The sequence below is a fragment of the Gabonibacter chumensis genome, from assembly GCF_024741215.1.
In the GTDB taxonomy this organism is placed as follows: Bacteria; Bacteroidota; Bacteroidia; order Bacteroidales; family Marinifilaceae; genus Gabonibacter; species Gabonibacter massiliensis.
On the sequence record NZ_JANSKB010000002.1, the window covers coordinates 181,066 to 193,609 of the forward strand.

The following is a 12,544-nucleotide window of genomic DNA, read 5'->3' on the forward strand; positions in this document are numbered from 1 at the left end:
TGACGGTAGTCAGACTTTGAAAAAATACAAGTTACTAAAATAAATGAAAGAAGATGAAAAAGACTCTATTTATGCTATTGGTTGCAGTTATGCCTTTGATCGCGACTGCACAGGAAGAAGAAGTGAAAGTAAAAGTGAAGGAGAGAGAACAAGCCCCTTCATGGAGTGGATTTGTTACAAATCGGTTTTGGGATAATTGGTTTATCTCGATAAGTGCCGGTGGGCAGGTTTATTTCGGAGAATTTGATTCCAAAGAGGACTTCGGAAGACGGATTACGCCGACTTTTGATTTTTCAATCGGAAAATGGATTGTTCCCACGTTGGGAGCCCGTGTACAAGCCGGAGGATTTACATTGAGAGGACTGACGAATGACCCGAATAATATTTACGCGAAGGGAGTTTCCAATAAAGGCGAGGGACTTTACAAACAAAAGTGGCAACAGTTCAATATTCACGTGGATGGGTTGTTAAATCTATCTAACTGGATAGGAGGCTATCGTACCGATCGTTTTTATGAGGCCATACCTTTTGCCGGATTCGGTATGATACACGGTTGTCAGTCGGATGGAACGACCGATTTTATGTTTGTTGGCGGTTTGATCAATAAATTCCGTTTATCGGATGCTTTTGATTTTAACGTGGAGATTAAAGGTTCTTTGGTTCCTCAGAAGTTCGACGGTGAGGTCGGCGGTAGCCGGGGAGAAGGAATCCTTGGCGTTTCTGCCGGGTTTACCTATAAGTTTAATCAACGGAAATTCAGAAGAGAGAAAAAGGCTGAAATTATCTCTACCGGAATCTCTCCGGCCGATTTGGCTGCCGTGGAAGCTTTGTTGGCAGAACAGACCGCACGTGCACAACAGTTGCAGGATGCTTTAGCTCAGGAACGTGCAAAAGCAAGACAGGAAGCCGTACAGGTTGCGAAAGAGAGTAAAGCCGCTCCTTTGGCTATTTTCTTTAAAATCAATAAAGCCAATATTACGGCTAAAGAGATGATCAATCTGAAATATTACGCGGAAATTATCAAAGAAAATCCGAATAAGAAATATAAAGTAACGGGTTATGCGGATAAGGCAACCGGAACGCCTGCTTACAACCAGAAGTTAAGTGAAAAGAGAGCCCGTAATGTAGCCGATGCTTTGATTAAGAAGTTCGGAGTAAATCCGAATCAGTTGGAAGTAATCGGTATGGGTGGCGTTGACGGTTTGTACAATGGCGATATCCAATTGAATCGTGTCGCTATTGTCGAATAACACGATTCGTCGGCCACGACTTTGGACAACGTGAAGTATCCGGAAAACATTTGAATGCATGGCTTCTTATAAATGCTTGTACTGAATGTTTTCCGGATATTTATCATTTTGTAGGATATTAAACGGAATATATATTGTTCTTCAGGTAAAAAATCCTACTTTTGCGAATGAATAATTAAAAAACTATGAGATGATTACAAAAAATAAATTTGTGAGCGTAAGCTATGAGTTGAGAACGGAACCGAATGGGGAGATTTTAGAAATGGCTGATGCTGATACTCCATTGGAATTCATTTGTGGGCAAGGTCAAACGTTAGAATATTTCGAGATGAATCTGTTGGATTTGAATACGGGTAATTCTTTTGATTTCAAAATTCCGGTAGCGAATGCCTATGGTGAAGTGAATCAGGATATGATCGTAGACCTTCCTAAAAATATATTTGCAGAAGTTTCACCGGAGGAGTTGACAGTAGGGAATTCTTTACCTATGATGGATAGTTTGGGACGCCATTTGGAAGGTGTTATTGTCGGAGTGGATGACGAGAACGTGAAGATGGATTTTAATCATCCGTTAGCCGGAAAAGATCTCTATTTCAAGGGAAAGGTATTGGCCGTGAGAGATGCGACGGATGAAGAATTGGAAAAACTGCATTCTTCCAAGTGCGGGGGATGTCACGGATGCGGATCCGAGGGAGGATGCGACTCGGGACACTCTTGTAGTGACGGATGTTGTCATTGATCGTTTAGAAGATATCTGAAATGGAGGGAGAATTGGAAACGATTCTCTCTTTTTTTATATTTGAGACCTTAAAACAAATCGTATGGCTGGGAATACAATCGGTAAATTATACACGTTGACTTCCTTCGGGGAGTCTCACGGAAAGGCGATAGGCGGTGTGGTGGACGGATGTCCTGCCGGAGTGCGTCTGTCTGTCGAGGCAATACAACAAGAGTTGGATCGTCGTCGCCCCGGTCAATCGGACCTGACGACAGGACGGAACGAACGGGATCGGTTAGAGATCCTTTCGGGGATTTGGGAAGGGGTCACGACGGGGATGCCTATCGGCTTTTTAGTTCGTAACGAGGATCAGAGAAGTGAGGATTATGATGCGTTGAGAGAGGTGTATCGGCCTTCTCATTCCGATTATACCTGGTTGAAAAAATATGGCGTACGGGATTACCGGGGAGGAGGAAGGGCTTCGGCCCGAGAGCATATAGCCCGGGTGGTCGGGGGGGCTATTGCCCGGCAAGTGCTGGCGTTACAGGGGATCTCTATACAGGGGTATACCTCTCGGATCGGTACGGTATGTGTGGAACAGAATTACCGGGAGTTGGATTTGAACCGGGTAATGGAGAGTGCGGTAGGATGTCCCGATCCTGATGTATCGGAAAAGATGATTCGGCAAATCCGAGAGATGAAGCGGGTAAAAGATTCTGTCGGAGGTATCGTTTCTTGCGTGATACGCGGGGTGCCGGTGGGGGTGGGAGAACCGGTTTTCGATCGTTTGCAGGCTCGCTTGGCTTACTATATGTTGAGTATAAACGCGGCGAAAGGATTTGAATACGGAGAGGGATTTAGGGCAGCTTCTTCCAGGGGAAGCGAGCATAATGATTTTTTCCGGAAGATAGACGGCACGGTTCGCACGAAAACAAATCACGCGGGTGGTATTTTAGGGGGTGTTTCAAACGGAGAAGATATCTATTTTAACGTGGCTTTTAAGCCGGCGGCTACAATTGGAATGAGGCAAGACACGGTTAATACGCGGGGAGAAAATACGGTAATAGAGGCAAAGGGAAGGCATGATCCTTGTGTAGTTCCCCGGGCGATTCCTGTGGTTGAAGCCATGGCCGCGATGGCGGTGCTGGATTTGATGTTGGAAGGCCATTTGTTGATTAATTTTGAAAAATAGTTTGTAAGAGACGGATTCGTTTCGTACTTTTGATTCAAATTTAAATACATATTGTTATGGCAAGTATAAGAAGATTAAAGAAAGATGTCGATTATTTGACTTTTGCAGTTATCGAAGATTGTATGAATTACAATGCCGTGACCGATGAACACGAGGCAGAAGTTGTTGATATAATACAATCGGTTATCGATTATCGGAATCAAATGAGAAATAAAATCAATACCCGGGAGAAATTCGCGGGTAAGAAAGAAAAGCACGCCTATTTTAAAGGGCTTGCTATCGATTTGTTGAAAACGGTAGACGGACATTTTACCCGTTTGAGTGAAACGATTCGAAAGGGGTAAGCAATAAAAAATACATAAACGTGGACGGTTCTCTATGGCGGATTCTCCGCGACAGAGAATCGTTTTCGTGTATATGAAGGGGGGAGGATGAAAGATGAAATAGAGATACCCGGAATCGGAAAAGTCAAAGTGAGACGGGGTTTGCATATTAAGATTTTATCCATAAAGATGGCTCCGGGAAGAGGGGTGTGGGTTAATGTTCCTTATGGGGTGAGCGAAAGGAAGGCCAAGGACTTTGTCGTATCCCAGCAAGAATGGATAAAAGAACATTTTTCGAAATTGAAAGTATATGAGAAGGATACGGGAGTCGGTTTAGGAATAAATACGGAGATAAGAACTAAGTTTCATATCTTGAAAGTACGTTCTTGTAGCGAAAGCGTGCCTTCTTACCGGATGGATGGCGATGAGATCCATCTCTTTGTTCCGGCTCTGACACCTTACGAGCGGATAGCTCCTTATATCGAAAATTTTCTAATCGAAGTATATAGATTGGAAAGTCGTAGGTATTTGCCCGGCAGGGTACGGGAATTGGCCGATCGTTATGGTTTTAAATACGGTAAACTTTCGTTTCGGAACAATATTTCGAACTGGGGAAGCTGTTCTGGAGAAGACAATATCAGTCTTAATATCAAGTTGATGAAATTACCGGACGTGCTGATTGATTATGTTATTTTGCACGAGTTATGCCATACGATAGAGAAGAATCATTCGGACAGGTTTTGGGCGTTGGTAAAACGGGTCTGTCCTGATTATAGCGAATCGAGAAAACAATTACGAAAATACAATACCAGAATATAATTGAATATGACAGATATAATATTCATACAGGATTCCCGAATCGTTATCGGAGAACAAATAGTACATTTACGAAAGTATTTACCTCCGGGGCAGAAGGTAATTGTGATTACTGAGGAGTCCGTTTATTCTATTTATCAAAATGTTTTACGGGATTATGAAGTGATACGGATTAGAGGGGGAGAGGTGCATAAAAGCTGGGAGACGATAGATAGAATTACCGGAGAGTTGATATGTCTGGAAGCGGATCGAAATACCTTTATCGTGGGATTCGGTGGAGGAATTGTCTGTGATATTACCGGTTTTGTGGCCTCTATCTATATGAGAGGATGTCGTTTCGGTTTTGTGCCCACCACTTTGCTTGCACAGGTGGATGCGAGCGTGGGAGGAAAGAACGGGGTAAATTATCACGGTTATAAAAATATACTCGGTGTCTTTAACCAGCCTGAATTTGTTATCTGCGATCCGGAGGTTTTGGATACTTTGGGCGATAGGGAATACGCGGCTGGTTTTTCAGAGATCGTAAAAGCTGCCATGATTGCCGACGCCGGATTATTTTGCTATATGGAAGAACATGTGAAACCGGCATGGCAAAAGGACCGGGCTTGTTTGGACGTTTTGGTGAAGACGGCGGTGAACATTAAAGCTTCGATTGTCGAACGAGATATGAAAGAAGGGGGTGTTCGTCGTCTGTTGAACTTAGGACATACTTTTGCACATGCTTTGGAGAAAAGCGGTATTCCTCTTCACGGGGAGGCAGTCAGTATCGGATTGTGTATGGCGTCTCGGTTGTCTGTTTGTAAAGGGTATATGTCAGAAGAAGAATCCGAGCGGGTGAGGCGTTTATTGGAACTTTTTCATTTGCCTGTTCGAACTTCGATAGCGGTTTCTCAATTGCTGGATGCCATGCGTAAAGATAAAAAGAGGGATAAAGAGCATATCCATTTGATTCTGCCTACCGGGATAGGACAATGTAAGGAGGAGTTTGTCTCTTTTGCCGAGTTGGAAAGTTTGATAGCTCAATTGTAGCACTATGTCTTGTTTTGCTGTAACGGGAAGTCCTATTTTACACAGTAAAAGTCCGGAAGTATTTTATGCGGCTTTTGCTGGAAGAAGTGATTTGGCCTATTTCCGGATGGTGGCGGTTTCAGCCGGGGAGGCTATGCGGTTATTTCGGGAATTGGGATTGTCGGGAATGAATATAACCGCCCCTTTTAAAGCTGTAGAAAATTGGAGAGACGTTTCTCAAACGGAGACGGTAAAGATACTTCAGGCTGGAAATACTTTGTGGCGACAGGGGGAGGGATATGTATTGGCGAATACGGATGTGGATGGAGTGAGCGGAGCTATTGAAGCCCAGGGTATGGATATTGCCGGAGAGAAGTGTTTGGTGATAGGTGCCGGAGGTGCCGGAAGGGCTGCTGCTTATGCTTTACGCGTAAAGGGTGGAGCCGTGGTTATAGCAAATCGAACCTTGGAGAAAGCGAAGGGGGTTGCGGAGATAGTGGGGTGCCGGTATTGCGGATTAGAGGAGTTATCCGGAGAAATGTCGGATGCGAAAATTATAGTGAATACTTTATACGCGGGAATAGAAGTGATAAAGGAGGAGTGGTTACACGAGGGGCAGGTCGTGTTGGATGCCGTTTATCAGGGTTCTTATTTGAAACATCTTTCGTTTAAAAGAGGGGTTACTTATATCGATGGACGTTCTTGGTTGTTGTATCAGGGAATTCCGGCCTATCGGCGTTTTGTCGGTACTGATCCGGATATTGACGGAATGAAAACAGCGTTGAAAAACAATAGAAAGAAGCCCCTGCATATCTCTTTGATCGGTTTTATGGGAGTAGGGAAGACAACGATAGCTCCACTGATTTCCGGTCGATTGAATCTTCCTTATGTGGACGTGGACCAAGAGATAGAGAGGCGGAGCGGTTTGACGATACCATCATTAATAAAGCGATATGGGGAGAGCCGTTTTAGAGAGATAGAATCCGAAGTGTTGATTGAATTGTTGAAAGGGGAGGAAGCTACTGTTATTTCTTGTGGCGGCGGAGCGGTGTTGTGTCCGGAGAACAGATTGCGTTTACGGGAACTCAGTTGGGTTATATGGCTTTACGCCCGGCCTGAAATTTGCGTCGGAAGGATCGAGGTACCGAATCGCCCTTTGCTGGCCCGGTATGCTGATCCGGTAAGGGCTGCCGGTGAGTTGTTTGAATCCCGTAAGTTAAACTACGCGCAGGTCGCGGACCTGTTGGTATCTACTAATGATCGGAATGTAGAAGAGGTAAGTGAGATTATATATGGAGAAATTAGTAACGTGTATTGAGGTAAACGGAGAGATAGCGGTGCCTGCTTCCAAGAGCGTCGCGCAACGGGCAATTATAGCTGCCATGTTGGCTGAAGGGAGTACCTATCTCTGTGATGTTTCGTTGTGTGATGATACGAAGAGGGCTATTGACGTGGCAAAAACATGGGGTGCGGAGGTAAGGGAGATGGGGGCCGATTACCTGATTATCCCGGGAGCAGGAGGCAAGAGGGAGGGCGTATCGACTTTGTTTTGCGGGGAGTCCGGATTATTGACCCGAATGATTGTCCCTGTAGCTGCTTTATTGGACCGGGAGGTGGTAATTATGGGATGCGGTTCTGTCTTGAAGCGCCCGATGCAAATGTTAGTTTCTCCTTTAAGGGAGTTGGGGGTAAATATACGCGCTTGCGCGGGCGGATTACCGATTACTCTTTGCGGTCCTTTACGAGGAGGTGAATGTCGTTTGGACGGAAGCATCAGTTCTCAAATAATCACGGGATTTTTGATGGCGTTACCTTTAGCGGAAAGAGACAGTATCTTATACGTGGAGAATTTGAAAAGCAAGCCCTATATCGATATGACTTTAAGTGTGCTTGAGGCTTTCGGGATAGAGATCGAACGGGAAGATTACCGTTGTTTTAAGATACGGGGAAGGCAAGCATATCGTTCCTGTATCTTTCCTGTGGAAGGGGATTGGAGTGGTGCTTCCTGTTTTTTGGTGGCTGGAGCTTTAGCCGGTAAGGTGAAGATTACCAATTTGAATATCAATTCGACACAGGCCGATCGTCAGATATTGGAGGTGTTGCGTCAAGTAGGAGCGGAGGTTATCGTCGAACCCGGAGAAAAATGGGATAGCGTGACGGTTTCCCACAAAGAGCTGCGGCCTTTCGAATGCGAGGCCACGGATAGTCCGGATCTATTTCCTGCTTTAGTTGCCTTGGCTTCCGGATGTGCGGGGACGAGTCGAATACGAGGGGCTCATCGATTGGTATACAAAGAGAGTAATCGTATCGAGAGTTTACGGGAAGAATTTGCCAAAATGGGCATTCGAATCGAAGTCGACGATGATACGATGTTGATTTCCGGAGGGGTAATAAAGGGGGGAGAAGTATCTTCCCGAAACGATCATCGCGTGGCTATGGCTTTGGCAACGGCAGCATTACGAAGTTACGCACCTGTGATTATTGCCGAGGCAGAAGTCGTATCCAAATCTTATCCTACCTTCTGGTCTGATTTTCTAAAATTGTAATATTTTAGATCAAGGCATTGCTTTGTGTTGTAAATGTTATTATATTGCGTCTAATGATTATCTAAAGATTAGACGCAATGAAGATATATCGTTTTTTTTCTGTTGCATTTTTATTTCTCAATGGTTGTGTTTATAATGAGATTGAACGTACACATTCTACTTTGCGAGGAGATGAATATTGGGAAAAAGTATTGAATATCTCTCATTTACCTCTAATATCAATACTGAATTATCGATATTATAAAAAAGCTAAAGAAGATTTGTTACCTCCTCCTCCAGGTCCCTTATATTAATTTTTTAATTGAAAATGAATGAATAAATATATAATTGTTGTTTGGATTGAAATATTGGTTTTTACGATTTCTTGTAGAGATGAATGCAAAATTCAGACTAAAGTATCATGGAAAGATTCTTTATTTTTGGAAGTAAAGGGGGATATTCGTGATTTATCTTCTTGGTCTGATACGGATATAAATTATTATTTTGCTGCCGAAAAACGTCTGGGTATTCACGAAGATGGGGGACGTTTTGTGTGGGATTCCCGCAGGGGGGGCTGATGTTAATATATCGGAAGAAATTTATGGGAGAATTGTAAAGGAATACAACAAATATAACCGACGATTGGCGACCGGGAAATACAAAATAGAACGGAATATGGCCGTGACGATCGATTCATTACCGGAAGAGGAGGTTGCCGGATTTTATGCTGATTCGGTATTTTTAAGGATTAACGGTGATGTGATGGATAGTCATACGATATGGGACAACGTAGCTATTTATCTTAAAGCATTATATCGTCTGGAAAAACATTTGAGGATAGAAAATAACCGTTTTAAATGGGATGTAAAAGATGGAGCGGAATTAAGAATAACGCAGAATATATTTGACTACGTAATTGATAGATGGGAAGAATGTAATGATCTTTTAGAGACTGGCTGTTATGAGATTGAACGGGAAATGAAGAGTGGTCGGTTTTATGTGGTCCCCAAGTGTATTTATATAACGAGAGAAAAAGCATATACTCCTTTCTTTAGGAAAGCCTCCCGGGAGTAGTGTTAGATTTCGGGAGGCTTTCGTCGTTTTTCGGTTATTTTTTTACCAGATTGTAAGAGGCATGAGCCTGTTGCGTCTGGGAGAGAGCATTTTGTAAATTCGGTTCCTGTGTCAATTGGACTACGAACTGCAGAATGCTCATGTATGATTTGTCGGTTAGGTTTAGTTCGAAATGGGAGGTATAGAAGTCGACGGCTCCCTTGATCTCAAAGGTAACGGTGGGAGAGGCGGCAGCTGTAATCGTCAGTGTGTCTTTTTCGAATGTATAAGGCAATTTCATCGGGAGTTCCACGTCTCCGAAAGTGGCGACCAGCTTAACGGTATCATCGACGAATGTTATTTCGGAGCCCTGTCCGAAGAATGTATAATTGTTGAATACGGTTTCTAATTGCTCCTTGGTCATGGTAGCATTTTCTACCGGAGTAGCAATAGCCACGGCCTGATCTATGTTCCAGCTGCCTTGGAGTAGATCCTTTCGTTCGTTTTTATCATCATCGCTACAAGCGGCTAACCATAAGGATAGTACAATAACGGAACAGGTTAAAAACAGTAGTGTTTCAATCTTTTTCATAATGTGAATTTTAAAATTAAACCTTGATTGACAGAGTAGTATACGAACGGGAGATAAAATGTTTGAAAAAAAGAGTATAATTAAATCGAAAATATATGAAATTGTATCGTTCTGACGCGTGTGGTCGTATCGGAAGGCGAGTTTTTGCCGGAAAGAGTTTGCTAATATGAGATTCGATAATTTGTTTATTGGAAAAATTGATTGCTATTTTGCAAGAGAAAGTTAAAAGGCTAAGTTATGAAAGAAGCATATTGTTATCGATATCCTCGTCCGGCAGTAACGACGGATTGTGTGGTTTTTGGATTTGACGGAGAAAAATTGAACGTATTGCTGATACAGCGGGGCAATGAACCCTTTAAAGGAGCCTGGGCTTTTCCCGGGGGATTTTTAAATATGGACGAAACGGCGGAGACCGGAGCTTTGCGTGAATTGGAGGAGGAGACGGGAATGAAGGGGATTTTTGTAGAACAATTCCATACATTTTCCGCCGTGGAACGGGATCCGAGGGGAAGGACCGTCACCATTGCCTTTTATGCTTTGGTCGACCCTGGAGAATACAGGGTCGAGGGAAATGATGATGCGGCGGCGGCCCGTTGGTATCCGGTTGACGATATGCCGTTTCTGGCTTTCGATCACCGGCAAGTATTCGAAGAAGCGTGTAGGTCGTTGGCGTTGAAAATATATATGCAGACGCGGGGATTAGAGCAAAAAGACGACGGTTTGGCTCATTTTGAGCTGGACCGGATATTCGAGATCCTCCCGCAAGAATATAGATTGTATTTAAAATAGGAATTTATGGAGCGATTGGAAGTAGTTAAAGCCGATATCACGACATTGAACGTGGATGCCATCGTGAATGCGGCAAATCGTACCCTGTTAGGAGGGGGTGGGGTGGATGGTGCTATCCACCGGGCTGCCGGGAAAGAGTTACTCGAAGAGTGCCGGGCGTTGGGCGGTTGTCCGACGGGAGGGGCGAAAATAACCGGAGGTCATCGTTTGAAGGCTCGTCACGTTATCCATACGGTAGGACCGATATACGCGGACGGAAAGCACGGGGAGCCGGAGTTGCTGGCAGCCTGTTACCGGAACAGTCTGAAGGTCGCCGAAGAGAACTGTTTGAAGACGATCGCATTCCCCTCTATCAGTACGGGGGCTTACGGTTATCCGATAGAACGGGCAGCCCCGATCGCTCTTCGGGAGATCCGGGCTTTTTTAACTATGCACCCGCATTTTAAAAAAGTATACGTGGTTTGTTTTAGCCTTTCGGATTACGAACTTTATCGGAAGCTTTTGTCATAGTTTGTTTCACCGGATGGAGATCTGTATCCGGTAAGCGATAAGAATGAGGAATCCGGATATGAGGTTAAATCTGTTGTATGATCTCTAAATTATATTGTTTAATATGACTTTTTCGTATGACGGGTGATTTTGTGGATAGAAAATGCCGGAAAATGGTTTTATTCCTGTAATTTTGTAGAATACAATTTATATAAACTGATGATGATATGCAAGAGATAGTAAAAGGAATACGGGATGTATTAGCAGAGATCAAATATCCCGGAACATCGAAAAATATCGTTGGTCTGGATATGGTACAAAATATGAAGGCGGATGGAGATCGGGTAAGTTTTCGGTTAGTATTTCAGAAATCAAATGATCCGTTTATCAACGCTATAAAAAATAAATGCGAGCAGTTACTGAAAGAGAAGTTAGGATATAATACCGTCGATATAGAGAGTGTTTTCATGCATGATTTGGAAAAACCTCTCTCGTTGGAAAAGGTTAAACATATTATAGCTGTTTCGTCGGGCAAGGGAGGGGTCGGTAAATCGACCGTGGCTACCAATATGGCCGTTGCTTTAGCTAAATTGGGATATAAGGTGGGTTTGGTAGATGCTGATATTTTCGGTCCTTCTGTTCCTAAAATGTTCGGGTGTGAGGATGCTCGCCCCTATATGGTAGAGGTCGGGGGAAAAGAGTTGATAGAGCCGGTTGAGAAGTACGGGGTTAAGTTACTGTCTATCGGATTTTTTGTTGATCCCGACGCGGCTACGGTTTGGCGAGGTCCGATGGCCTCCAATGCATTGAAACAGATGGTAGAAGAGGGGCATTGGGACGAGTTGGATTTCATGTTGATTGACCTTCCGCCGGGAACGAGCGATATCCATTTGACTTTGGTCCAGACGGTGGCTTTAAGCGGTGCCATTGTAGTAAGTACTCCTCAACAAGTGGCATTGGCCGATGCCGTGAAAGGTATCAATATGTTTGAATCTCCCGGAATTTCTGTTCCCGTGTTAGGAATCGTGGAGAATATGTCTTGGTTTACTCCGGCGGAACTGCCAGATAATAAATATTATATTTTCGGAAAGGAAGGGGCTAAATTTTTGGCTGAAAAGAAGGGATTGCGTTTATTGGGGCAAATACCTATCGTGATGAGCATCATGGAGGGTGGAGAGAGTGGGGTACCGGTTGCGGCAGGTGAAAATACGATTACCGGAGAGGCGTTTCTTGATCTGGCTCGTCAGGTGGTTGAGTCCGTGGAAGAAGTCAATTGTACGGCTAAAAGAGTCCGCGTTACGAAAGGATGAATTTTGTCCATAGGGACTTCGACGTTTATTGTAGTATGTCCCTTGTAAAAATGAAATATATGCGTTGGATAATAAACGGGTTGGAGGATTTAACTCGGGTTGCTGCTGCATTTTTAGAGAGAGTAGGGGACCATACGTTGTTTGCCTTATACGGTCCCATGGGAGTAGGTAAAACGACTTTTGTAAAAGCTGTTGCCGACTGTTTGGGAGTGGAAGATGATGTAACCTCGCCTACTTTTGCTATCGTGAATGAATATATTACGGCAGATGAGAAACGGGTGTATCATTTCGATTTTTATCGGGTTAAAAATACGACAGAGGCAATGGATTTTGGCTATGAAGAGTATTTTTATAGTGGAGACCTTTGTTTTGTCGAATGGCCGGAAATGATCGAGCCGCTTTTACCTGAAGATGCGATAATTTGTCGTTTTTCGGAGTTGCCGGACGGACGTCGGGAATTGGTTGTAGAAGGAATGTAA

15 protein-coding genes are annotated in these 12,544 nt (G+C 43.8%); 14 read left to right on the forward strand and 1 reads right to left on the reverse strand.

Features of this window, described 5'->3' with window-relative positions:
* Window positions 1-53 precede the first annotated feature (53 nt).
* The 10 genes from NVS78_RS07315 (at window position 54) to NVS78_RS07360 (ending at window position 8,906) form a co-directional block, all read left to right on the forward strand.
* Window positions 54-1,250, forward strand: coding sequence for an OmpA family protein (locus NVS78_RS07315; RefSeq protein ID WP_286358602.1), 1,197 nt, complete (start codon window positions 54-56; stop codon window positions 1,248-1,250).
* A 190-nt stretch (window positions 1,251-1,440) separates the two neighbouring features.
* Window positions 1,441-1,989, forward strand: coding sequence for an FKBP-type peptidyl-prolyl cis-trans isomerase (locus NVS78_RS07320; protein ID WP_041503917.1), 549 nt, complete (start codon window positions 1,441-1,443; stop codon window positions 1,987-1,989).
* A gap of 82 nt (window positions 1,990-2,071) precedes the next feature.
* Window positions 2,072-3,160 carry a chorismate synthase gene (aroC, locus tag NVS78_RS07325; protein WP_286358603.1) on the forward strand — a complete coding sequence of 363 codons (1,089 nt, stop codon included), beginning with the start codon at window positions 2,072-2,074 and terminating at the stop codon, window positions 3,158-3,160.
* A gap of 56 nt (window positions 3,161-3,216) precedes the next feature.
* On the forward strand, window positions 3,217-3,504 hold the full coding sequence (locus NVS78_RS07330) for a hypothetical protein (protein WP_041503915.1): 288 nt from the start codon (window positions 3,217-3,219) through the stop codon (window positions 3,502-3,504).
* Window positions 3,505-3,591: 87 nt separating this feature from the next.
* Window positions 3,592-4,302: a M48 family metallopeptidase gene (locus NVS78_RS07335; RefSeq protein ID WP_286358604.1), complete on the forward strand. Its 711-nt coding sequence runs from the start codon at window positions 3,592-3,594 to the stop codon at window positions 4,300-4,302.
* A 6-nt stretch (window positions 4,303-4,308) separates the two neighbouring features.
* Complete coding sequence (gene aroB / locus NVS78_RS07340; protein WP_286358605.1) at window positions 4,309-5,328, forward strand: 3-dehydroquinate synthase; 1,020 nt, start codon at window positions 4,309-4,311, stop codon at window positions 5,326-5,328.
* 4 nt (window positions 5,329-5,332) lie between these two features.
* Window positions 5,333-6,625: a shikimate kinase gene (locus tag NVS78_RS07345; protein ID WP_286358606.1), complete on the forward strand. Its 1,293-nt coding sequence runs from the start codon at window positions 5,333-5,335 to the stop codon at window positions 6,623-6,625.
* Window positions 6,600-7,853 (forward strand): 3-phosphoshikimate 1-carboxyvinyltransferase, encoded by a 1,254-nt coding sequence (aroA, locus tag NVS78_RS07350; protein WP_286358607.1) that lies wholly within the window; start codon window positions 6,600-6,602, stop codon window positions 7,851-7,853. Before NVS78_RS07345 ends, aroA begins: the two co-directional genes overlap by 26 nt.
* Before the next feature lie 311 nt (window positions 7,854-8,164).
* A complete protein-coding gene (locus NVS78_RS07355; protein WP_286358608.1) occupies window positions 8,165-8,410 on the forward strand; it encodes a hypothetical protein in 246 nt (81 codons plus the stop codon).
* Window positions 8,411-8,507: 97 nt separating this feature from the next.
* Entirely contained in the window at window positions 8,508-8,906 is a 399-nt protein-coding gene (locus NVS78_RS07360) for a hypothetical protein (protein WP_286358609.1), read from the forward strand.
* A 34-nt stretch (window positions 8,907-8,940) separates the two neighbouring features.
* On the opposite strand, the gene NVS78_RS07365 is transcribed toward NVS78_RS07360, so the two are convergent.
* Window positions 8,941-9,477 carry a hypothetical protein gene (locus tag NVS78_RS07365; RefSeq protein WP_286358610.1) on the reverse strand — a complete coding sequence of 179 codons (537 nt, stop codon included), beginning with the start codon at window positions 9,475-9,477 and terminating at the stop codon, window positions 8,941-8,943.
* Between the two features lie 237 nt (window positions 9,478-9,714).
* On the opposite strand from NVS78_RS07365, the gene NVS78_RS07370 reads away from it, so the two are divergent.
* The 4 genes from NVS78_RS07370 to tsaE all read left to right on the forward strand — a co-directional run bounded on the left by NVS78_RS07370 (window position 9,715) and on the right by tsaE (window position 12,544).
* Window positions 9,715-10,266, forward strand: coding sequence for an NUDIX domain-containing protein (locus tag NVS78_RS07370; RefSeq protein WP_286358611.1), 552 nt, complete (start codon window positions 9,715-9,717; stop codon window positions 10,264-10,266).
* 6 nt (window positions 10,267-10,272) lie between these two features.
* A complete protein-coding gene (locus NVS78_RS07375; RefSeq protein ID WP_286358612.1) occupies window positions 10,273-10,776 on the forward strand; it encodes an O-acetyl-ADP-ribose deacetylase in 504 nt (167 codons plus the stop codon).
* A 206-nt stretch (window positions 10,777-10,982) separates the two neighbouring features.
* Window positions 10,983-12,065: an Mrp/NBP35 family ATP-binding protein gene (locus tag NVS78_RS07380; protein WP_286358613.1), complete on the forward strand. Its 1,083-nt coding sequence runs from the start codon at window positions 10,983-10,985 to the stop codon at window positions 12,063-12,065.
* A 59-nt stretch (window positions 12,066-12,124) separates the two neighbouring features.
* On the forward strand, window positions 12,125-12,544 hold the full coding sequence (gene tsaE, locus NVS78_RS07385) for a tRNA (adenosine(37)-N6)-threonylcarbamoyltransferase complex ATPase subunit type 1 TsaE (protein WP_286358614.1): 420 nt from the start codon (window positions 12,125-12,127) through the stop codon (window positions 12,542-12,544).

Coding starts and splice junctions, on each gene's coding strand:
- aroA (WP_286358607.1), top strand. CDS start 6,600: ATGGAGAAATTAGTAACGTGTATTGAGGTAAACGGAGAGATAGCGGTG.
- NVS78_RS07320 (WP_041503917.1), top strand. CDS start 1,441: ATGATTACAAAAAATAAATTTGTGAGCGTAAGCTATGAGTTGAGAACG.
- NVS78_RS07360 (WP_286358609.1), top strand. CDS start 8,508: ATGGCCGTGACGATCGATTCATTACCGGAAGAGGAGGTTGCCGGATTT.
- NVS78_RS07365 (WP_286358610.1), bottom strand. CDS start 9,477: ATGAAAAAGATTGAAACACTACTGTTTTTAACCTGTTCCGTTATTGTA.
- tsaE (WP_286358614.1), top strand. CDS start 12,125: ATGCGTTGGATAATAAACGGGTTGGAGGATTTAACTCGGGTTGCTGCT.
- NVS78_RS07370 (WP_286358611.1), top strand. CDS start 9,715: ATGAAAGAAGCATATTGTTATCGATATCCTCGTCCGGCAGTAACGACG.
- NVS78_RS07315 (WP_286358602.1), top strand. CDS start 54: ATGAAAAAGACTCTATTTATGCTATTGGTTGCAGTTATGCCTTTGATC.
- aroC (WP_286358603.1), top strand. CDS start 2,072: ATGGCTGGGAATACAATCGGTAAATTATACACGTTGACTTCCTTCGGG.
- NVS78_RS07380 (WP_286358613.1), top strand. CDS start 10,983: ATGCAAGAGATAGTAAAAGGAATACGGGATGTATTAGCAGAGATCAAA.
- NVS78_RS07330 (WP_041503915.1), top strand. CDS start 3,217: ATGGCAAGTATAAGAAGATTAAAGAAAGATGTCGATTATTTGACTTTT.
- NVS78_RS07335 (WP_286358604.1), top strand. CDS start 3,592: ATGAAAGATGAAATAGAGATACCCGGAATCGGAAAAGTCAAAGTGAGA.
- NVS78_RS07355 (WP_286358608.1), top strand. CDS start 8,165: ATGAATAAATATATAATTGTTGTTTGGATTGAAATATTGGTTTTTACG.
- NVS78_RS07345 (WP_286358606.1), top strand. CDS start 5,333: ATGTCTTGTTTTGCTGTAACGGGAAGTCCTATTTTACACAGTAAAAGT.
- NVS78_RS07375 (WP_286358612.1), top strand. CDS start 10,273: ATGGAGCGATTGGAAGTAGTTAAAGCCGATATCACGACATTGAACGTG.
- aroB (WP_286358605.1), top strand. CDS start 4,309: ATGACAGATATAATATTCATACAGGATTCCCGAATCGTTATCGGAGAA.